This is a genomic window from Rhizobium sp. 2YAF20, assembly GCF_052114685.1.
Taxonomy (GTDB): domain Bacteria; phylum Pseudomonadota; class Alphaproteobacteria; order Rhizobiales; family Rhizobiaceae; genus Rhizobium.
This window is the reverse complement of sequence record NZ_JBFRFF010000008.1, coordinates 1-20233: the sequence shown is the minus strand read 5'-3', so window position 1 is coordinate 20233 and position 20233 is coordinate 1. Positions and strand designations below refer to the sequence as shown.

Genomic DNA, 20233 nt, shown 5'->3' with positions numbered 1-20233 from the left:
CTCGAGCCGCCGGCTTCAGTCGTCAGTTGTGACAAGGATACGGCTGGCTGAGGTTTTCTCAACTCAGGAATAGGAACAGGTTTTCATCCAAAATGGCCACGATCGTCTCAAAAGACGTATGTCCTGCTACCCCGACACTGCGAGTGTCGGGTAAATCGGCGGCCTTTCGCCGTCACATGTTCGAGTGATGGACCAGGCCGTCAGAGCTCGGCCAGCATATCGAGCACGCGATCGGCGCTGTTGCTCCAGGAAAAGCGGGCGACGTTGGTCTTGCCCGCGGTACGCAACTGCTCGCGCAGCAGCTGGTCGGAGGATATCCGCCGCATGGCGTTTGTCAGTTCCTCCAGCTTCGTCGGATCGAAATAGAGCGCCGCTGCGCCTGAGGCTTCGCGTACCGCCGGGATGTCGGCTGCGAGGACCGGGCATGCCTGGGTCATCGCTTCTAAGGGGGGGATGCCAAAGCCCTCGTAGAGGCTTGGGAAGACAAAGGCGGTCGCATTTCGCTCGAGCGCTACGATCTCCGCATCGGTCAGTCGACCGGGATAAAGGATGGTACTCGTCGATGCCGCATTGCTCGATCTGAACACGCTTGGGGCGCTGCCGCCGACAACCACGAGCTTCTGCCCGGCATTGCCCAGGGCCTCGAAGGCGCGGATGGCGAAATCCAGGTTCTTGTTCGGCTTTATGGTCCCGACCAGCAGAAAAAAGCCATTTGGGGCAAGGCCCAGCTTGTCGATGATGCGTTCGTCCGGCTCGATCGCTTCGAAATGGTCGACCGCATTGTAGATGACATCGATGCCTGCTACCGGCACACGAAAGACCAAGGCGAGCTCCCGGCGCGAAAATTCGGAGACGGTGCCAATCTTCGCGGTTCGCGTGAGCACCGAGCCGATCGCGCCATGCAAAAGCCGATAGCTGCGTTTGAAGGATTGCGGGTGGCGGAAGATGGTGACGTCGTGGATGACGACGGCCTGCCGTCGGTGAAAGAGCGGACCGCTGCCGCCGAAGCCGATAAGCCGCCCCCCGCGCGATCGGTAATGGAGCGCGGACTGCTCCCACAGGTGGCCGGGACCCGAGCCGAATATATCGACAGAAATAGTCTTGAGAGCAATGTCGACCGGCGTCCCGCGTGGCACCGCAATCCGCCAATTCGCGCCCATCAGGCTTGCCGGTACCTCACCCGCGGCAATCTTGTCGTCGAGCGCCAATGTCAGTTCGCGGGCAAAGCGCTGCACCCCGGACTGTGGTTGGCCAAGGAAGCGGCCATTGATTGTGATGGTCTGCACGCCGACGATATCTCCTGCGGTTCCAGCCACTTTCCATGATTCTTGTGAAAGAAGACTTAGCGAAGTCCGGTCAGATGGCGGATTTCAACAGAAGAGAGGGCAGGTATGATCGGCCGGACAATGCGAATTCCGGTCACTGGATTTTCCAAAAGCGGGAGCGGTACGTAGACAAGAACAAATTGGGGGGTACGTCGTCAACGCAGTGTCTGTAGTCACTTGAGCCTTAGGATCGACGCCAGGCTCATGAGGAAAAGGATGCGTACCATTGCGGTCGCTTCGAGGAAATATGCGCGAAGTCCATATGGGCGTCCGGCAGGCCGGTGATTTGTAGCCGCCCGCCGCCTCACACTTGTCAGCCATACGCAAAATACGATCGCATAGAGGCACGCAGCGCCCAGGCGCTCGATCAGCCAGGCGGTCGGCGTGGTATTCTGCAATTTGATGATCTTGCGTGGTGGTGCCATGGCCTATGATTGCGCGCGCCGGCGGGGCGAACGCAATTATCCCTCGTTCATCCTTTTGGGCGGATGCCGCTAACTTCCCGGTTGATCACGCCTGGCGGCACTGCGAGGCATCCAGCCCGGCGGGTCGTCCATCTGCCAGATCAGGTGCGGCTCCTGGATCAGCGGCTTGCGCCCCTTTTGCCAGACTTCGAGCGTCGCGGCATCGCTGGCCGCGAAGAACTTTTCCTTGCATTCGAGCAGATGGTGCAAAAGCCCCCCCAACCGCGCGCCGAATTTCCATTCGAAGTTGCTGAGGCCAGGCTTGTGAAATGCCACCTTCAGGCCATGCTCCGATGCCTGCCTGAGATAGGTTCCAAGCAGCCGCTCGATCACGAAGGGTCGCATCTTGGCCTTGCTGTCCCTGCCATAGGATGCACCGCCGCCGTAGACCTGTCCGGCTGGCGTGCCGAGCCGGGCCTGCTCGTCGAGATCGCTCAGGATGCGTTCGCAGAATTGAAAGTAGCCGGACCAGAACCGGTCGTTTCCGCATACGTAGTTGCAAAAGAAGAAGGTGGCGCTGTTCTGCGGCGTGGCGACAGGCACGCCACGAGCTGCCAGATGCTCGAAGATCTTCTCCATGCCCGGGTGGCCGCCCATGAGCGCCTGTTCCCAGACATTGCTGTAGATTGCCGCAAGGCCGATCATCGGATTGTAGGCGTAGCAATCGGCGCCGCTCTGGCGCGCGCTCTCTGCTTCCTGCAAAAACGAGGAAAAGGTCGAGGCAGCCTTCAGCTCGAACTTGCCGGAGACGAGGCCCCAGAAGATGTCGGTTTCGGGGGCTGCCTGCCGGTGGTGGGCGTGCAAAGTCCTGAAGAGCTCGTACTCGCGGGTGTCGGAACCCGTATTGAACGCAATGTTGAACGGCAGCGCCTGTTCATGGAGTTGGGCTCGATCGCCTTCGGCAATGTATGGCTGATAGATGAAAACCGGAGCCGGCCCGGATGCCTTCTCTCTCAAGAAATCGCCGGTTGGAAGCTGCGCAGCACCATTGAAGTTCTGTTGAAGAATTGTCACGCGCAGATCCCCTGAAGCGCCGAGAGCTCGGCCGATGCTTCAGTCTGGCTTCCTATGCTTACGCGACGCTTGCGGCCCTTTGCCGCGATAGACACGGAACTCCCCGCGGCCGAATTCCTTCGGGCCGTCGGGAAGCATTTCCATGTTGCATCAAAATTATCTCACGCTTTCCCGGATCTTGTAGGCGACTTCAGTTCGGTTGGTGGCGTTGAGCTTCTTCATGATGTTGCGGATGTGAACCTTAACTGTGCTTTCGCAAAGGTCCATTTCATAGGCGATGATTTTGTTCGCCTTGCCGCGTCGCAGCGCTTCCGCCACCACGACTTCGCGCGGCGTGAAAAGGCTGTCGGTCGGATGAGTACTGTTGCTGACCGATGCAATCACCTCCTTGGCGGCAAGGATGCTGCTTGCGGGCACGAAGACCCCGCCTGCACGAGCAAGGGCAATCGCCTCGGCGGCGACGTTGATGCGGACGCTGGTCGGGATGTAGCCCTTGGCGCCGCATTCCAGCGCCTTGAGGATCTGTGCCAGCTCGTCGCTTTCAGCCCCGACGATCAGCGGCACGGACTTGAACCTTTCCGTCAATCCTGAAATCCGTTCGCTGATGTCCGTGTCGGTTACCTTCTTGCCGCCGATCATGAAAAGAATGGCGCCAGGTTCGTGCATCATTCGCAGTCTCTGCCATTCCTCGAAAGAGCCCACCGTGACGATGGTCATCGATGAATCGTAGTCTGTAAGGCCGCGCGACAGGCACTCACGATCCAGAGCGCGCGGGTCGATCAGCAACACATAGTTTGCCTCATCATCCTCATCGCTTTGAAGCCTCGACGCCGCAAGCGCTCGAATTGGCTCCTGTGCTCTGACAGAAATTAGGTGAGTGGCGGTTTCTGTTCCGAACTTTTCATTAGAAAACGACTGTCTGTCCATGGCCTGACTCCTACTGTTACGCTACTTGAGCGGCTTTGTTTGGGAACAAGTAAAAGTGCATCTGACCCCTTCCTGGAAGAGCAGGTTGCACGGCGATGCGAGCAACGTTCCTGCTTTCGTGCAAAGGTTAAAATTCACTTCCACTAGACCTGATTTAGAATATGTTCGCATTCCAAAATGTCGGCATTAACACAGGTTAATATACAGTAAATAAATATCTCGAAATAATTGAAATATAGAGCGCTATATAAAACTTTGGTGACGTGTTGCTTGATATTGCAATATAAATTGATCGATAAACAATAAAATTGTAACGATTATACAGAGCTATAGCGACTGTTGCGTGAAATAACTTGGATCAAAATCGACGATAGCGACCAGCTTGCGGCGATCGAAAAATTCGACAATCCCATTTCGAAACGAAAGCAAACCATTAAGGCGCATGTCTTTTAAGACGCGGTTGATATGCACGGTCGAGAGTCCGACCGCGTCTCCCATGTCGGATTGGGTCAGAGGGCATTCGAAACCATCGAAATCGGGACGGGAATTCGGCGCACCGACGCGCGTTGCGAGCTCAAGGAGAAGGTGGCCGGTGCGCTCCAACGCATCGCGGCGGCCGATATTGGCCAGTCGTTCGCCCATGCGCGCTTGGCGCCGCATCAGCTCTTTCAGGATTATGCCGTAGAGCTTCGGCGAAGTCCTGCCGACGTCGCTGAAGCTGAAATCCGGCAGTTCATAAACGGTGACATCCGAAAGCGCCTGGACCGACTCCTGCGCCATTTCCGTCGATGTGCGGAAAAGCATGTCGCCCCTTAACGCGAAGTCGACAACAATACGCGTGCCATTGGGCAGCATTTTACTGCAGACTGCCCAGCCGCCGACAAGAAAAAGCATCCGCGATGTATCGCTGTCTGTTTCGAATATGGCATCTCCGGCAGAATAGTGGCGATAAATACCGCCCGTCATCTCCGTTTTATACTGTTTGGACTCGATATGCTTTGATCGCTTGTGTGCAGATAAAATCAAACTCACCATCGTTCCCCCAATAGCGAGTGACCTAAGGAGAGGCCGCCCTTGTGTTTCCACAGCTATGTCACGTTACGTAGGGGAAGTATATAACACGCAACTTTCGGCTTGGCTCTTAATCTATGTTGCGTATGTGGATAAACGTCAAAACTATTTTACAATTCTTTTGGCTAAGACGCAGGTTCTGAAACACAAGATATGCTTATATCCAATTCCTCGAGAGCAATGACTTGTGATTAGCTACATCCAGGGATGCGGTAATACCTTCTCGGTATATTTTGGAACTTGTTGGGAAATTATTCTTAATTCTGCACTCCAACGCTTGCCGCAGGTGCGAAAGGCCAGTTTGTGCGAATTCCAGCACAGCAGCATGCTTCAGGGCGTCTATCCCTTCGCGCTCTGCGGCAAGGAGCCGCAGCCAGACATTGCGAACCGAGGCATCCGCTCCGTTTATGAAATACTCCTCTCGTCCGACGGATTGGAAAAACCCCTGGACCTTCTTGTCCCAACCCAATCCGACATGTGGGATGGCTAGCGAATATGCCGCAATGCAGGCGTGGAGACGGTGGGCGAGAATGACGTTGGTCGAGGTCAGGATATTGATCAGTTCCTCCGGCGTACGTGGACGTTCGGCAAGTTCGACCCGCCCAGAGGCCACGTGCTTTGCCATCGTGGTCTCACCGATGATCTGGTTCGCAAAGGCCTGGTCCTCCGCGGCTCCGTTGCAAAACACGCAGACCCTATGACCGCCGGCGATAAGCAGTTTGATGAGGTCCCGGTAGTCGTTGACATCCCTGAAGGGAATTGCGGACACCGATTGGCTGGCGTGACGTTCCAGAATAATCGGCTCGGTCACGCAAATTCCTGCAACATGCTTGCCGTTCGTCTCTAAGTGCACGCCGCTCGGATCGACCATATGTCTGACGAGCAAGCCCGGGTCGGGAAAGATTTCGGCTTGGGGACCATCGGGAAAATGTTTCGACCAGTTGTCGCTTGCAAAATTGTCGCGGACGGAGAGATGGACGATCTCGGTCTTGTAGAGACGTTCGAACAGCGCCTTGGCCTGCGCGGACCATTGTCCACTGACACCGACGGCATAGATCGCCAAAGGACGCCCGGCCTGCCGGACGCAATCGAGCAGTGCTCCGACTTTGAGCGGGAAATTCAGATCGTCGTCCTGAAAAAGGTTTCCGCCACCGATGACGACGGCATCAACCGCTGCAATTTTCGTCTCCCATTTCCGCCGCAACTTGCGAAGCGATCGACCAAGGACATATTCCACCGCCATTCGCCTGGCAAAAGGCGGCAGCTGGTGAAGAATCCTGATTGCGGATTGCCGCCTGTTTCGGCTCGTGCCGAAGGCCTCCCGGCCGGCAAGATCGATCGTCTCGATCTCGACGCCGGCATCGCCCTTGCCGAGGTATTTTTCAAGACATATGGCAAGTAGCCCATCACCCAGATTTTCGCTGTATTTCACATTAAAAATGAGAATTTTCACCGCCAGCCTCCCAGCATAGCAAGCTGTTGCAAATATCGTCGCCGTTCCAGGGAAAGGCTTTCAGCCAGTACAGGTAGCGGCGACGTCAGGGCGGCGATCGTGCCGGCCAGAATGTAGAACATCTGCCCGAGATCGTAGACGGTGCCCGATGTCATGGCCGTGGTCAAAGCGGCCAGGAAACCAACCTTGCAGGCGCGTGCGACGGCAGACGCCTCTGTCGATACCCACAATCTGGACTTCGTGTTGGCTGCAAGAAGCACAAGCACGAAGACCAGGAAAATCAGGGCGCCCTCAACGCCGAGATTCGATAGAAGCACCAGCGCAAAACTCGACGCGCGTGCACTTCCAAGACCGGCTCCCAGACCTGAAGTGTCCAGGAACGTTTGATAGGCCATGGCATTCCACATGAAACGCTCGCGGCCAGAGTCACTGTCTGCCTTGGACAACACCATCTCATTGAAGAATTCGACAAGATTGTTTGCCACATCGGGCATGAAGATCGGCACGAACAGCGCAATCATCGGGACCGCGATGATCATCGCCACTATGAATACCGGTCGCCCTCCTCCGGGCTCCCGGTGCGATGCCGCCAGCGAACGGGCGACCAGGACAGGAAGAACCGCCCCAAGACCCAGCAGCGCGGTGGCCGAGGTGGAAAGCACCAGGGCGAGAAGGGAAAGCACGGACAACACTCCGGTCATGCGCGAGCGAACGCGGTCCAGCCATAGGCTTGCGGTGATCGCAAACAGGACGAGCGTGAAGTCGGCAAAGGCCGAGGCTTCCGGGAACGAACCGGAAATGCGTTTCAACCCACCTTTTTCCGAACCGGTCAAGAGCGCGTAATTGGCCGTGTGCAGGAAGTCCAACAGGTATTCCGTATGCGAGAAATAGGTGACGATATCGAGCGCGGCGAAAGAAAGATTGACGATGCTGACGATAATGATCGCGCTGACAAAGATCGAAGGCTGGGCCGCTCGTCGGAAAAAGGCGAAGGTGAAGGCGAAGCAGACAAGGCCGCCGACAGCGTAGACCGATTGCGTGATGTTGTTCGACGTGGAATGCAAGGGCTGGAGAGAGATCAAGCTGCGAGCGCCGATCGATCGTTCCACGATCATGGTCTCAGTGAAGCCCTCAAACAGCCGTGGGAAGAATAGCGCCGACACCACGCCGAATGTCGTCAGGACCAGCAGTATGAAGCCTGCGCGGGGGAAGACGAATGCAGCAAAGAGCTGTTGTTCGCCGAAGGCAAGGAAGACCCTCATCCCGAAGAATAGCAGGAAAAGGCTGGGGACGAGCACAGAGGCGCCGCCGAGCGCCGGCAGATTGAACGCGGCAGCCGAACCGAACACGGTTGAGATGATCAAAATGGTAAAAACCCAGCCGACAGGCGCGGCTAAACTCGCCACCCCGATGATAACGGTGAGGAAACCCAGAAATTGGAAGGTCATGCGGAATTCCGCCCGGTTTTGACTGTTTTCAGGCTAACACGCGCTAGTGGTGTTGTATTTACGCCTGCCTTTAAGCCCTTTGCGGTACCGCATGCGCCAAAATGGGTTCTATACCGTGACGGAACCTGCAGTTAGCGTCGCGCCATGATGAACTCACCAAAGACGACATCCGCCGATTTGTCCTTGTTCCGCCGGCGCCTACTGGGCGCCGTCGCCGCGGCTGCGTGCCTTATGCTGGCGCTGCCGACCTACGCCGATGGCTATGTCTCGGGCGATACTGGCGACAAGCTCGATATCGGCCGAATGAAGGTCTCCTTCGAAGACCAGTTCAACGAGATCAACGTTTCGGCATGGGGTCCCAATACCCGCTGGATCGCACACACGCCCTGGGCCGGTGATTTCGGTGGCGCGCAATTTGCCGATCCGACCGACAAGTTTCCGTTTACTGTCAAAGACGGGATCCTGAGAATTGAAGCGTCGAAATCGTCCGACGGCACATGGCGCTCGGGGCTTTTGGCGTCCGTCGATCGAGACGGGAATGGCTTCTCCCAGCAGTACGGATATTTTGAGATGCGGGCGAGCCTGCCGTCGGGCCCAGGGCTTTGGCCGGCATTCTGGCTGATCGGCAAAGACCGCTCCAAGTCGACGGCGGAAATCGATGCGATGGAATACTATGGCGACAAGCCGAATGGCTACTCGTCGACAGTCCATGTCTGGCACAAGGACGGCAGCCACTATTCGGATTTTTCGCGCGTCAACGTATTCGAAACCGCCGACCCCACCGCATATCATACCTATGGCGTGAAGGTGGATTCCGAATATGTCCGGATGTACTTTGACGGGAAGTTAGCCTGGAAGACCAAGACACAGCCAGAATATCGCCAGCCCCTCTATATATTGCTGAATCTGGGCATGGTGGACGGCGTAACCAAGATGGTTGCCCCTGATCCATCCTTTATGTCGGTCGATTACGTCCGCGCCTATGCTCTCAATTAAAGCGCAGAACACTTCTGCCGGCTTGCGCTCGACGACTGCTTCGGCAGTCATCGAGCTATTCGGCCGAGGCGGTGGTAAAGGTTTGTGAATCCGCGGTGAACACTGACCCCTCGCTCGAGGAGGGAAAGGCGCTGCGTTTTCACAACAATTCGGAAAATCGGTGGGGCCAACCGGCGCCGATGATGACCCCACCGGCGCTATCAATCGATCAGCATTATCAGGCGCTTAATGCCGAATCAACCGGGGGTCAGTGTTTGCCGCCGATTCACAGGCTGATGAACGGAATCTGCTATTGTCGTCGGTTCATATCTCCTGCACGATGCCTGGACACTGAATGCGATGCTCATGATTGGCCAAAATGCTCGAAAATGCCTGAGCGTATGAGTTTTTTGGGTACGGGCGCATGAAGAGGTGCTGATGTCGCTTGAAGCTTTTAGCCAGGTAATCGACAAGATCTACTCCGCTGTGCTCGATGCCGATCTATGGCACGCGGCGATGGCTGCCATCGACCAAGCCGTGGGCGGCCGCGGCGGCATGCTAGGGATCGATGCAGCGGGCCGGCCTGGTTTCCTCTCTGTCACAGGCTATGATCAGGAGGCGATCACAAGCTTCGCGTCCTACTACGCCAGCAAGAGTTATGTATGGAGCCTGGCCCTCAAAGCTGCGGAAGGTGGTGTGATCCATGACCGACGGGTGATGGCTCCCGACCAGCGGCGGCACGACGTCTTTGCGAATGAATGGGCGACGCTACACGACACCGGGGATTGCGTGGTGTTTCCCTTGCTCAAACGCACCGATCGCACCGCCTTCGCTGTGTTCGCTCGCTCGCGGGCTCGTGGAGAATTCGATGCGCCGGCGCTCGATTTCTTACGGAGATTGTCGCCACATCTTCGGCGCACTGCGCAGATTCGGGTCGAGCTGGATCGATCCGAGTTATGCCCGGACCTCACCCTGGAGGCTATAGACAAGCTTCATGACGGCGTGATTTTCGCAACGGCCGATGGCGCGGTCACAAATCTTAACGCCTCGGCGGAAAGATTATTGGCATCCATTAATTCAGGCATCTCGATCAGCCAAGGACGGTTGCGATGCGCTCGCGCCGACCAGACCAAGAAACTCCAAAAATTGCTCGCCCAAGCATCTGGCATAGACAAGGTGAGCCAAAGACAGGGCGGGGCCCTGACCGTTCACCGCGAACATGAGGCCAAATCACTAACTGTCCTTTGCGTCCCTCTGGGCCGATCACGGCGCTGGAGCCTCGACCGCCACCCGACCGTCCTTGTGCTGCTGAGCGATACGGCCAGGAGCACGCGCGCGTCAGCCGACCTTCTTCGTGATCTCTTCGGCTTGACGCCGGCCGAAGCCCGTCTGGCCATCCGGCTTGGCGGCGGTATGAGCTTGACAGATGCAGCCGCGGAACTTGGCGTCGCCAAGGCCACTGTTAGGAGCCAGTTGAATGCCGTTTTTCAAAAAACCCAAACCAACCGCCAGGGCGAGCTCGTCCAACTCTTAAACACCCTGCCGCGGGTCTCCGATATCACCCCGCCTCGGTAGCAAGGAGGACGCATTTTGGGCTCGAACGCGGTTCGCTGACGGTTTCCACCTTCTCTGTTGATTTGCGCTGAGAGTTGGCCCGGGATGTTCATCGAATTTCTGTCCATCTCTGGGCAAAGAATTGAAACTCATCCATCAAATGGTGGATGACCGTCTTTCGCACTGCAATAAACTTCGAACGACCTGTTCTTGGGGGTCACACCACCGCGACCGGCGATGCTCGCCGCCGGGATCGCGGTGGCTTTCTAGTGGTCATATCCGGACTGGAACCCAACCGAAACCGCTCGGCCGGAAGTCCCATGATCGGGTCTCAGTTTTGGCTGCTCATAGCGCGGCGTAGCGCATGGGTCAGGACCTAGGCGCGACCCTTCATCACCCGATCAACGCCGTGCCGCTGCCGAAACCGTCTTCGCCAGAATACGATCGGTAGGGGTTGCCATCGACGAGGATCCGATGGTGAAGACGTTGATCGAGGAGTGGATCACTGGGCGGCTGGGCATGCCGGAAGTGCTCGAGCGATACCAACAGCTCTGAAAGAACGCAATACCAGCCGTTGCGCCGTCGCCGCTTCCCGTGCTCAGCGCCTAGTGGGAGACCATGCGCGAACGTCAACTTGCGATCTCCTGGACCAAGTCGAAAAGCTGATCGAGAGACGTGACGTGCCAGCGCCAACGCTGGGCACGTGCGAGTGAGCCAAGGATGTTCACCATTCGTGCTCAGAACGTCGCATAAGGTCTCGTCTGGGACCATGGCGAAAGGGTTGGGACGCTAAACTCGCATCAGGTGTTGAGCCGTTCAGATTGGTCCTCGGTCCGAATCCGAACCAATCATCGCGATGATGGCGCATGCCGGCAACGAAAAAAGGGCACAGAGGCCTCGCTCGTATTGAGCGGTTACATCGCATAGAGTTGCGGCGATATGCCGTCGCCGGAGACCGCGAATTTTTCAAGACAAGACTGGACCAACTTATCGCCGTCGGTATTCAGCAAGAACATATGTGCAGCGCAGCAAACTATTGATTGATAATAACAGGCAAACAACTCAAAGGATTATAGATACTAAACATGTCTAAAATAACGGTGGAAATATCAGCAGCTTAAACGATTATCTTCCAATATATTTGTTGATATTGCGATGCAGTAATTGCGTTAGGTGAAGCGGGAATGTAGTGAATACTCTATGCCTTCGTCCATCTGGAGTATTGCGATGTTCAGCTGTCCTAAGCTTGATACCGATGACCACGACCGTTTGGTGGAATGCAAAAGTGCCGTTGCAAGCGAAGTTACCGCGCTGGTCGAGCGCTATGTAGCTATCGGCTGGAAAAGGCACGAGATCCTGATGTCGATTGGCGATCTTGTCGACACGGAAGCAGTCGCGCGCGCCGAATTCTTCCGAGAACTGGTCCTTCATCCAGTGCTTTCCAAGGTAAATTGAACGGATGGTGGAGGAAGTTCAGGGCCCGGCGAATAGGGCTTTGAAGTCACAAGTCTGCCGACAGAGCGGAAGAGCCGTGTTGCCCAATCCTTGGGTAAAGCTAGGTATCGATTGTTCCGAAGTTTGCTGAGCTGGCGATCGCCTGGTGAAAATCCTCCAATGGTATCGGCCTTTCATATAGATATAGGTATCCCGCCGTCGAAACGATCGAATACGACCGGTTTGCGCCCGGCTACAGCAAAGAGCTCTTCTTGCCCGACGGCATCCATCTGACGGATCAATAGTTCCACTCCTATGGGGCGTTTATCGCATCGCAGCTTCCTGCTCCCTGAGGACGGCAGAGCAGCAGAACATCCAGCAAACTCTGAACGGTTATGGCCGCACGGGCCGGCCACTTTGGTCTGGTCTCAGGAGGACAATATTGGGTTTCGATCAGCCGCGCTGTAATTTCCGGCATAAGGCACGCCACGTCAGCGCTGGGAGACAAATGAGCAAACTCATCAGGCCTATTGTGTAAACGCACGCAACCCCGATCTCCGCCATAATGAAGACGGCGATTTTGTTTGGGTGAACGGGCGGCGGTATTGGCGATGTTTTCGTTGCCATTTTAGCAACATTGCAGATGTGCCAAAATGGGTCAAGACCCTGCCTAAGCGCGCTTTCCCCTCGTCGGGGCCGATCTCGATATGTGCGTCAGCATTGGCCAGATCGAGCCGGACGTTCATCCTCTTTATCTAGGGCTCATAAGCCGAGACCTTCACCCAATCCACAACCATGTTCTGAGGCAAGGCATCGTTAACCGGGGGGCCGGGCCAGTCGCCGCCAACCGCTACATTTAACAGCATGTAAAATGGCTGATCGTCGAAGATCCATTTTCTTCCGGCAGGGATGTCGTCCTTGGTGACGGTCTTGTAAACGACATCGTCCAACAGCCAGGACACCCGACCTGGTGTCCATTCAATCGCGTAGACGTGGAAATCATCCGAAAGATTGCCAGAGACTGTCTGATCACCGCTGGCCGCGTAGCCGGGGGCATGGAGATTACTAAACACGGTGCTCGGGGACTGACCGACATTTTCCATAACGTCAATCTCGCCGTTGTCCGGCCACTGGCCGACATTTCCCATGAGCCAAAAGGCCGGAAGAAGGCCGGGGCCGCGAGGAACCTTTATGCGGGCCTCGAACTTCCCGAACTTTAGAGCAAACCGGCCTTTGGTCTTGATGCGCCCGGAGGTGAAGCGTCCATCAGGCTGCCTGCGGGCCGTGATGATGAGGTGCCCCTGGCCATCCTGCCTAACGTTGTCAATTTGATCCGTATAAGTTTGATACTCGTTGTTGCCCCAAAGGCTGTTGCCGTATCCAACATCATAAATCCACTTCGTCCCGTCCAACCTGCTCATGGAAGGACCGTCGAAATCATCACGCCATACCAGTTCAAATCCTGAAGCCCATGCCTCGTTGCACGCAAGAAAACACAAAACAGTAAGCAGAATCACCTGGGTCAGACCGCGCAAAATTCCAGTTCCTCAGAAATGGGTTGAGCAAAGACTACTGCCAGTAGGTAATAGAGGATACTCCCGGCGATGGCCGCAGCGGACTAATCCGAAGAGAGCCAGTCAAGTCAATACGGGTTAACTCTATATTAACCTTCTGCCTATTCGCCCAACCGTGATAAAGGAATTGGTAGCAAGAGGGGAATAGCATTTGGGGTGACGGCATCACGATCAAAAGGTGAGCCGTGGAGGGAGATGCGTCGTTGAGCTATAGATTAAAGTCACTGCTTGCAGCGGTCGCAGTTTCCGTCATGCTGTGGGGCGGCATCGTCGGGAGCGGACGATGGGTCGTCGAGCGCTTCGACAGCGGGATCGATCGGCAAGAAACCGCAAGCACGCGTTAAATACCGAAGTAGCCCAAAACGACAGCGGATATTGCCCGCAACGTAGGCCTGCGAACGCGCACGTGGTTGCGCGCGCCATATATGCGGCACGTTCCGAAAGCCGCGCTACTTAGTCGCTTCCCCTTGAATGCAACCCTAAGACGCTACCCATACGGTCAGATGCATCTGATACCAACGAGGGCTACTCAAAACCGGTGTGCCCAGTCGCGCATTCCAATCGACATGATCGTCCACGGCTGTGCGACCAGCTTATTCAATGCGTCGCAGCAATGGGCGACGATGTCCTCGTAATCTTTGAAGATCCGGTTTCACAACCAGCTGTAGCGCGCAAATTGCGAAACGTTTTCGGCGAGGTTTATTTCGGGCGAGCGTGGCGGCAGGAACAGCAGGGTGATGTTGTCGGGCACGTCGAGCTTCGGTGTGACATGTCATCCGCGCAGGTCTCACAAGGGGCAAAAATGCCATAGCGAAATAGTCCAGGCCAAGATGCCCGTTGACCCGCTCGATGCTGCCCAAGAGTTCAGGTTTGTCTGCTGCCTTCTCACGGGATGTGAGAAACTCACGCAGAAATATCCATCAGGAACTGTTCCATTAAGAATGGACCTTTCCAATTCCGGTTCGGCGACAAGCGATAAGTCACTGGCCACTTTTTTCCATCTGCTCCTGGCAGATTTGCATAACAAGTTGTTGCAGGGTCGCCACCCGTTCGGTCAGCCATTCGAGCTCGTCGATCGCGATTTTGTACTTCGAGGAATAGCGCGCCTCGACGTAGGCGCGCGACAGAAGTTCGAAGCGGCGTCGGGCTATACGGGTGTCGCGCGGCCATGCGGCAATCAGTCGGGTATCGATGCCCTCCGCCTTCGATCTTAGCGTTTTGATGCGATGCGACTTCGGACTGTACGGAACGGTTGTTCGACATAGCGCCAGGACAGGTACGTCTGGAACCTACGAAACGGGCAGGCCGAAATCCGATTGCATCGCATCCGACGGAGAAAGGGAAGAAAGGATTTCTCACCTTTCGCGACCATCCCTTGGCCGACAGGCAAATGCTTGCATTTGCCGTAAGGCTCCCGGCGTAAAGAAGGTCGCGTCATTTTTTTCCGAGAGCCTCTTTGAGAAGTTCGGCCTGCATGCTCATCTCGGCATAGTCAACCCTTCAAAACGTGAGTCCCGAATGCTGTCTCCAGATAAGATCCCCTCTCGCAGCGACAACATGTGGGAAAGTAGCAGTCCGATAGAAGCGATAGATTTTGATCGGCTGATCGCCATTGCGCGTCGTCAGTGGCGGCTTGTCGCCGGGTTTGCTGTGATTTTCATGATTATTGGCGTCGCATACGCACTGACTGCGTCGCCAAAGTTTACCGCGGAAACCAGTGTGCTGATCGAGCGTGGCAATAGCGGCATTGTTACCCAGCTCTCCGACACCGGGGGGGTGACCGTCGATGATGAGTCAACGGTTCTCAGCCAGCTCGAAATTGTCAAGTCCGATACGATTGCGCTCGATGTCATCAAGAAACTAGATCTGACCAACAACGCCGATTTCATGGCATCGGAAAACTCCCTGCTTGGCTATGTCAGGTCGTTGCTGAATATCAAGGCTTGGTTTGGGATGGCCTCCGAACAGGAGGACGCCGAAACTATCGCCAAGGAAGTGCTGCTGGACAGTCTGGAGGTGGAGCGCGTCGGCCGATCCTATGTCATGAACATCAGTTTTACATCTAAAAGCGCCGACCTTGCAGCCAAGATCGCCGACGGTTACGCCGATGCCTACATCGTCGACAAGCTAAACTCCCGGTATGAGGCGACCCGACGCGCAAGCGACTGGCTTCAGGAGCGAATAGACGAGCTCAAGCAGAAGGCATCGGAGTCGGACCTTGAAGTTCAGAAATTCAAGACGTCTCACAATCTGATGCCGGCAAAGGACGGCAGCCTTATCAGCGATCAGCAACTCTCCGAGCTGAATAGTGCATTGATCGTCGTGCAATCTGAGACGGCGCAGGCGCGGGCAAAGTACGATCGCATCAAGGCCATTATCGACGCAAAAAGGACCGACGCCATCGTCACCGATGTCCTTGGCAGCTCCGTGTCGAACGATTTGCGGCAGAAGTACTTGGCGGCTTCCAAGACCGAAACGGAAATTTCCAATCGTCTCGGACCCGATCACATTCAAGCGGTCCGCCTGCGTGCGGAGATGGCAGAATATGAACGGCAGATGTTCGAAGAACTCGGGCGCATCGCCGAAAGCTACAATAGCGAACTCCAGGTGTCGAAGGCAAAGGAGGACGCATTGCGACTGAATGTTTCGCAAGCAAGCGGCGTATCGGCCGTTGCGGGAGAAACACAAGTTCAATTGCGCGAACTCGAACGTGCCGCAGATAGCTACAAGAATCTCTTGCAGACTTTTTTGGCTCGTTTCCAAGAGGCTTCGCAGCAGCAGTCGTTTCCAATCACTGAAGCAAGGATAATCACGAAGGCTACCCCGCCGACCAAACCGAGCAAGCCGAAGAAGCCGCTTGTCGTCGCGATTGCTACCTTTCTTGGAATTGTTCTCGGTGGTGGTCTTGGTGCGTTTCGGGAATTCCGCGATCGGTTCTTCCGCACCGGCGAGCAGGTAAGGCAAAATCTTGATCTGGAATATCTTGGTTCGGCTCCTCTCGTCGAAAAGATAAAGCCTATCAATGAGGTGGCGCAGACCGGCGATCTTCGTGTCGTCAAGCCAAACAGCGATCTTCTTCGATACGTCGTCAACCACCCGCATTCTGCCTTTGCCGAAACGATGCGGAGCGCAAAGATCGCCGTCGATCTTCAGGGCAGCGAGAAAGGCAGCAAGATAGTTGGCATTGTGTCCACCTTGCCAGGCGAGGGGAAGTCAACGATTGCAATAAATTTCGCTGAAATGCTTGCGATGCAGGGCGCCCGAACGCTGCTGATCGACGCCGATCTTCGCAATCCCGGCGCCACCCGCGGCATCGGGCTGGGTGCCGAAGATGGCCTTTTGGAGGTCCTGATAGGACAAAGGCCAATGAAAGAGGCACTCTTCGTCGATCCAAAGACAAGCCTCACTTTTCTCCCAGCCGTCGTGAAGCGGCGAATCCCGCACTCGCCTGAGCTCTTGGTCTCGCCGGCCATGATCAGGCTGCTCGACGAGGCGAAATCGAACTTCGACTATATCGTGCTTGATTTGCCGCCGCTTGGCCCGGTCGTGGACGCTCGCGCGATCAGTCCCTTGCTCGATACCGTGCTTATGATTGTCGAATGGGGGCGCACCTCACGCAAGGTCGTTCGCAGCACGCTGTCCAACGAAGCGCGCCTCTACGACAAGTGCGCAGGCGTCATTCTTAACAAGGTCGATGCAAAGAAGATGAAGTTGTATCGCGATTTTGGCTCGGATGAATATTATCACTCGCGCTATTCTACCTATTATCATGAAGGTTGATAGCAAGAGCGTTGCTCTAAGGCCGATCGCAACCACTGCCCTGTCAGAGCTCCATCGGTAGGAAAATCTGCGGCATGAGAACTGCTGGGTGGTTCTGATGCTCGAGGGGCGACATCATAAGTCGATGGGTCTCTACCAGTAGCAACGCAAATTTCTTCGCGTCATCCAGAACGGACATCCAATAGGGTCAGACATGTCAGACTACAATGTCGTCATCTGTATACCGACGTTCCAGCGCCCGGCTGGTCTCGCCCGGTGTCTTAAGGCGATATCCGCCTTGGCAACAGGTAGACCTTTTCAAGTCATTGTAGCTGATAACGATTCCGACAGGAGAGAAGGTATCGCGACCTGCGAAGAGATGATGGCATCGGGCTTCAACATTCCGATTGTTACCATCGCGGTGGAGGAGCGCGGGATTGCCCAGGCACGAAATGCGCTTATTGCCGAGGCTCTAAAGAATCCCAACGTCCACTTCATCGCGATGATTGATGACGACGAATGGCCCTGTGAGGACTGGTTGGAAGAGCTATTGCTTGTCCAGCAGTGGACCGGTGCCGACGTTGTCGGCGGACCAGTCTCGCGCATTTTCGAGAAGCCCGTGCCGCCCCATTTAGCTGAGGCGAACTTGCCGGACTTCTCGAAATTTTTAACAGGGCCGATTGAGTGGGTGGAGGCGACCAGCAACATCCTATTTAAGGCGTCGATTTTTCGGAGCCGGTCGACCCCGTGGTTTGATCCCGGCTTTGGCCTTCTTGGTGGAGAAGATACCGATATGCTTCTCGGCTTTAAGCTGGAGGGAATGAAATTCGCCTGGGCCAGCGACGCAACGGTTATGGAAGACATGCCGATTTCACGCTGCTCAGCCAGTTGGATGCTCAAGCGTGCCTATAGAATTGGCAACACCTATACCCTTGTGAACCTAAAACATCGCCCACCCGGCTTCGGATTTGCAATTGAGACAGTTCGGATATGTGGCACGATACTTGTCGCAGCTATGACGTTTATCCTGTTTTTCTGGCACCCGGCCAAACGCTTTGAAAGTGCGCGGCTTGGGGCGAGGGTTCTGGGCAAAGTTGGCGCTTTGTTCGGTCACCACCATACGGAGTACGCGGTCATACACGGGCGTTGACTATCGTCGGCAGGTAAGCTCACGGAGCAACCCTGTATCGCATACGCGCATAGCGGCAGTGGCGAGCTCTCTTTTGAGCCGTCATTTGCGTTGTCATGTCCTGTCTTTGGGAAAATCATGCGACGGACGGGTTTCAACGGCAATATGTCTATTTTCTATTCATAGCGGCTAGTTTTGACTTGATTTGCTGCGATGCAACATCTATCCAAATGGTTAAATATACTTAACGTTTCAAAATTCGGAGAGAGCGAGCTTCATGCGCATCGTGATGGTAGGTTCGGGCTATGTCGGTCTTGTCTCTGGCGCGTGCATGGCAGATTTTGGCCATGACGTGACCTGCGTCGACAAGTCTGAGGAAAAGATTGCCGCACTTGAAGCGGGCAAGGTGCCGATTTTCGAACCTGGCCTTGAGGCAATCATCCGACAGAACCGCACTGCTGGCAGACTGGGTTTTTCAAAGGATCTCGCTGCCTCGGTTGCAGCCGCCGATGTTGTTTTCATAGCCGTCGGCACCCCCTCCCGTCGTGGTGATGGTCACGCGGATCTGAGCTATGTCTACGCGGCTGCCCGCGAGATTGCAGAGGCCGTCAGGGACTTCACGGTCGTGGTCACGAAGTCGACTGTTCCCGTTGGTACCGGCGACGAGATCGAGCGCATCTTCCGTGAGGAGTTCCCCGACAGGGACATTGCCGTCGTCTCCAATCCGGAATTCCTGCGCGAGGGTGCCGCAATCACTGATTTCAAGCGGCCGGACCGCATCGTCATCGGTACGGAAGATCCCCGTGCAATCGAGGCCATGCGCGAGGTCTATCGCCCGCTCTATCTCAATGAGGCGCCACTCTACTTTTGCGAGCGCCGGACATCTGAGTTGATCAAATACGCCGCAAACGCCTTTCTGGCGATGAAGATCAGCTTCATCAACGAAATCGCCGATCTTTGCGAGCAGCTTGGCGCGGACGTCCAAAAGGTCGCCAAAGGCATTGGCATGGACAAACGCATTGGCGATAAGTTCCTACACGCAGGCCCGGGTTATGGCGGCTCGTGCTTTCCGAAAGATACCCTGGCGCTTGTCAAGACGGCCCAAGACTTTGGCAGTCCGCTTCGCTTGATCGAGACGACGGTTGCGATCAACGACAACCGCAAGCGAGCGATGGGGCGAAAGGTCATTGCCGCCTGCGGCGGAAGTGTCCGGGGTAAGAAGGTGGCAATCCTCGGGCTAACCTTCAAGCCCAATACCGACGACATGCGCGACGCTCCGTCGATCACTGTCATCCAGGCTCTGCTCGACGGCGGCGCAAGCGTTCACGCCTATGACCCGGAGGGGATGGATGCGGCAAAAGGGATGCTCGGCCCGGTGGTCTACGGCAAAGACCCCTACGATATCGCAGCTGATGCCGACGCCATCGTCATCGTCACCGAGTGGGACGAGTTCCGAGCGTTGGACTTCAAGCGATTGAAGCTCACCATGAATAAGCCGGTTGTCGTTGACCTGCGCAACATTTACCCCGCCGCAGAGGTCAGCAGACACGGGTTCAGCTATTTTTCAGTTGGCAAAAAGAGCTAAAACAGTTTGGAGCCGCACGGCTCTGGTCGCCGCGTAGCGGCCAGGGCGGCGGTTCGTTCACTTAACGCCGGCTGTTGGGTGCAGATCGAGTTGCTCGTTGAAACTCCTCATGACCAACGCACCGCCCGTCATCAACCCGCCCCACAAAGTGATTGAGAGCAGAAGCGCGAGAAGCAGCCATTTCAACCGATTGGTCATAGCAAGTACTCCCATTCTGAAACTAGCGCGTTTGGGCTCGACGGATACTCCAAACTCTCACCCAGGATTTCGACTGCAAATTCCGAGGCAAGCCGCCCCCTGATTCCGAAATGATGCCGCCCCCCAATTCCGAGAATTAACCGCCCCCTCGTTCCGAGATGATGCCGCCCCCTGGTTGGGGTGTTTGTCGGGGTTTCCTGCTGGTGAGAAGCTCCTCCTTTCGGTGCGCTGAGAGGAAGGAACGCGATGCCAGCGGAGAGATTGAATATGCGGCTTGTCCGCGAGATTCTAAGACACAGATTTGAGGGAGGGCTCGGCCACAA

16 protein-coding genes and 1 pseudogene are annotated in these 20233 nt (G+C 55.8%); 7 read left to right on the top strand and 10 right to left on the bottom strand.

Annotation, left to right across the window (positions count from 1 at the left end; translation table 11 throughout):
• Nucleotides 1-200 precede the first annotated feature (200 nt).
• The 6 genes from AB4Z52_RS12845 to AB4Z52_RS12820 all read right to left on the bottom strand — a co-directional run bounded on the left by AB4Z52_RS12845 (nucleotide 201) and on the right by AB4Z52_RS12820 (nucleotide 7702).
• Nucleotides 201-1286 carry a glycosyltransferase family 4 protein gene (locus AB4Z52_RS12845; protein WP_442218304.1) on the bottom strand — a complete coding sequence of 362 codons (1086 nt, stop codon included), beginning with the start codon at nucleotides 1284-1286 and terminating at the stop codon, nucleotides 201-203.
• Between the two features lie 533 nt (nucleotides 1287-1819).
• Nucleotides 1820-2803, bottom strand: a complete 984-nt coding sequence (locus AB4Z52_RS12840; protein ID WP_442218303.1) for a hypothetical protein — start codon at nucleotides 2801-2803, stop codon at nucleotides 1820-1822.
• Nucleotides 2804-2959: 156 nt separating this feature from the next.
• Nucleotides 2960-3730, bottom strand: a complete 771-nt coding sequence (locus AB4Z52_RS12835) for a LuxR C-terminal-related transcriptional regulator (RefSeq protein ID WP_442218302.1) — start codon at nucleotides 3728-3730, stop codon at nucleotides 2960-2962.
• Between the two features lie 327 nt (nucleotides 3731-4057).
• Complete coding sequence (locus AB4Z52_RS12830; RefSeq protein WP_442218301.1) at nucleotides 4058-4765, bottom strand: Crp/Fnr family transcriptional regulator; 708 nt, start codon at nucleotides 4763-4765, stop codon at nucleotides 4058-4060.
• A 193-nt stretch (nucleotides 4766-4958) separates the two neighbouring features.
• Nucleotides 4959-6254 carry a polysaccharide pyruvyl transferase family protein gene (locus AB4Z52_RS12825; protein WP_442218300.1) on the bottom strand — a complete coding sequence of 432 codons (1296 nt, stop codon included), beginning with the start codon at nucleotides 6252-6254 and terminating at the stop codon, nucleotides 4959-4961.
• A complete protein-coding gene (locus tag AB4Z52_RS12820) occupies nucleotides 6251-7702 on the bottom strand; it encodes a hypothetical protein (protein WP_442218299.1) in 1452 nt (483 codons plus the stop codon). The genes AB4Z52_RS12825 and AB4Z52_RS12820 overlap by 4 nt, the downstream gene beginning before the upstream one ends.
• A gap of 144 nt (nucleotides 7703-7846) precedes the next feature.
• On the opposite strand from AB4Z52_RS12820, the gene AB4Z52_RS12815 reads away from it, so the two are divergent.
• Together AB4Z52_RS12815 and AB4Z52_RS12810 are read left to right on the top strand one after the other, a co-directional pair.
• Complete coding sequence (locus AB4Z52_RS12815) at nucleotides 7847-8698, top strand: glycoside hydrolase family 16 protein (protein WP_442218298.1); 852 nt, start codon at nucleotides 7847-7849, stop codon at nucleotides 8696-8698.
• A gap of 417 nt (nucleotides 8699-9115) precedes the next feature.
• On the top strand, nucleotides 9116-10252 hold the full coding sequence (locus AB4Z52_RS12810; RefSeq protein ID WP_442218297.1) for a helix-turn-helix transcriptional regulator: 1137 nt from the start codon (nucleotides 9116-9118) through the stop codon (nucleotides 10250-10252).
• A gap of 372 nt (nucleotides 10253-10624) precedes the next feature.
• On the opposite strand, the gene AB4Z52_RS12805 is transcribed toward AB4Z52_RS12810, so the two are convergent.
• Nucleotides 10625-10864, bottom strand: a complete 240-nt coding sequence (locus AB4Z52_RS12805; RefSeq protein ID WP_442218296.1) for a hypothetical protein — start codon at nucleotides 10862-10864, stop codon at nucleotides 10625-10627.
• A 594-nt stretch (nucleotides 10865-11458) separates the two neighbouring features.
• On the opposite strand from AB4Z52_RS12805, the gene AB4Z52_RS12800 reads away from it, so the two are divergent.
• Entirely contained in the window at nucleotides 11459-11686 is a 228-nt protein-coding gene (locus AB4Z52_RS12800) for a hypothetical protein (RefSeq protein WP_442218295.1), read from the top strand.
• A gap of 734 nt (nucleotides 11687-12420) precedes the next feature.
• Here AB4Z52_RS12800 and AB4Z52_RS12795 read toward each other — a convergent pair.
• Nucleotides 12421-13200 (bottom strand): glycoside hydrolase family 16 protein, encoded by a 780-nt coding sequence (locus tag AB4Z52_RS12795; RefSeq protein WP_442218294.1) that lies wholly within the window; start codon nucleotides 13198-13200, stop codon nucleotides 12421-12423.
• A gap of 242 nt (nucleotides 13201-13442) precedes the next feature.
• Between AB4Z52_RS12795 and AB4Z52_RS12790 the strand changes: the two genes are divergently transcribed.
• Nucleotides 13443-13583: a hypothetical protein gene (locus AB4Z52_RS12790; RefSeq protein ID WP_442218293.1), complete on the top strand. Its 141-nt coding sequence runs from the start codon at nucleotides 13443-13445 to the stop codon at nucleotides 13581-13583.
• Nucleotides 13584-13768: 185 nt separating this feature from the next.
• Here AB4Z52_RS12790 and AB4Z52_RS12785 read toward each other — a convergent pair.
• A pseudogene (locus tag AB4Z52_RS12785) lies at nucleotides 13769-14011 on the bottom strand (transposase); the annotation flags it as partial.
• A gap of 746 nt (nucleotides 14012-14757) precedes the next feature.
• On the opposite strand from AB4Z52_RS12785, the gene AB4Z52_RS12780 reads away from it, so the two are divergent.
• From AB4Z52_RS12780 to AB4Z52_RS12770, 3 genes are all read left to right on the top strand, one after another.
• Nucleotides 14758-17019 carry a polysaccharide biosynthesis tyrosine autokinase gene (locus AB4Z52_RS12780; protein WP_442218292.1) on the top strand — a complete coding sequence of 754 codons (2262 nt, stop codon included), beginning with the start codon at nucleotides 14758-14760 and terminating at the stop codon, nucleotides 17017-17019.
• A gap of 193 nt (nucleotides 17020-17212) precedes the next feature.
• Nucleotides 17213-18148 carry a glycosyltransferase family 2 protein gene (locus AB4Z52_RS12775; protein ID WP_442218291.1) on the top strand — a complete coding sequence of 312 codons (936 nt, stop codon included), beginning with the start codon at nucleotides 17213-17215 and terminating at the stop codon, nucleotides 18146-18148.
• Nucleotides 18149-18404: 256 nt separating this feature from the next.
• Nucleotides 18405-19712 (top strand): UDP-glucose dehydrogenase family protein, encoded by a 1308-nt coding sequence (locus tag AB4Z52_RS12770; RefSeq protein ID WP_442218290.1) that lies wholly within the window; start codon nucleotides 18405-18407, stop codon nucleotides 19710-19712.
• A gap of 57 nt (nucleotides 19713-19769) precedes the next feature.
• On the opposite strand, the gene AB4Z52_RS12765 is transcribed toward AB4Z52_RS12770, so the two are convergent.
• A complete protein-coding gene (locus AB4Z52_RS12765; RefSeq protein ID WP_442218289.1) occupies nucleotides 19770-19910 on the bottom strand; it encodes a hypothetical protein in 141 nt (46 codons plus the stop codon).
• Nucleotides 19911-20233: the final 323 nt, after the last annotated feature.

What these genes read in the sequence shown, in the direction of transcription:
- AB4Z52_RS12830 (WP_442218301.1), bottom strand. Translation starts at nt 4,765, where the DNA reads ATGGTGAGTTTGATTTTATCTGCACACAAGCGATCAAAGCATATCGAG.
- AB4Z52_RS12770 (WP_442218290.1), top strand. Translation starts at nt 18,405, where the DNA reads ATGCGCATCGTGATGGTAGGTTCGGGCTATGTCGGTCTTGTCTCTGGC.
- AB4Z52_RS12800 (WP_442218295.1), top strand. Translation starts at nt 11,459, where the DNA reads ATGTTCAGCTGTCCTAAGCTTGATACCGATGACCACGACCGTTTGGTG.
- AB4Z52_RS12810 (WP_442218297.1), top strand. Translation starts at nt 9,116, where the DNA reads ATGTCGCTTGAAGCTTTTAGCCAGGTAATCGACAAGATCTACTCCGCT.
- AB4Z52_RS12775 (WP_442218291.1), top strand. Translation starts at nt 17,213, where the DNA reads ATGTCAGACTACAATGTCGTCATCTGTATACCGACGTTCCAGCGCCCG.
- AB4Z52_RS12820 (WP_442218299.1), bottom strand. Translation starts at nt 7,702, where the DNA reads ATGACCTTCCAATTTCTGGGTTTCCTCACCGTTATCATCGGGGTGGCG.
- AB4Z52_RS12780 (WP_442218292.1), top strand. Translation starts at nt 14,758, where the DNA reads ATGCTGTCTCCAGATAAGATCCCCTCTCGCAGCGACAACATGTGGGAA.
- AB4Z52_RS12815 (WP_442218298.1), top strand. Translation starts at nt 7,847, where the DNA reads ATGATGAACTCACCAAAGACGACATCCGCCGATTTGTCCTTGTTCCGC.
- AB4Z52_RS12835 (WP_442218302.1), bottom strand. Translation starts at nt 3,730, where the DNA reads ATGGACAGACAGTCGTTTTCTAATGAAAAGTTCGGAACAGAAACCGCC.
- AB4Z52_RS12765 (WP_442218289.1), bottom strand. Translation starts at nt 19,910, where the DNA reads ATGACCAATCGGTTGAAATGGCTGCTTCTCGCGCTTCTGCTCTCAATC.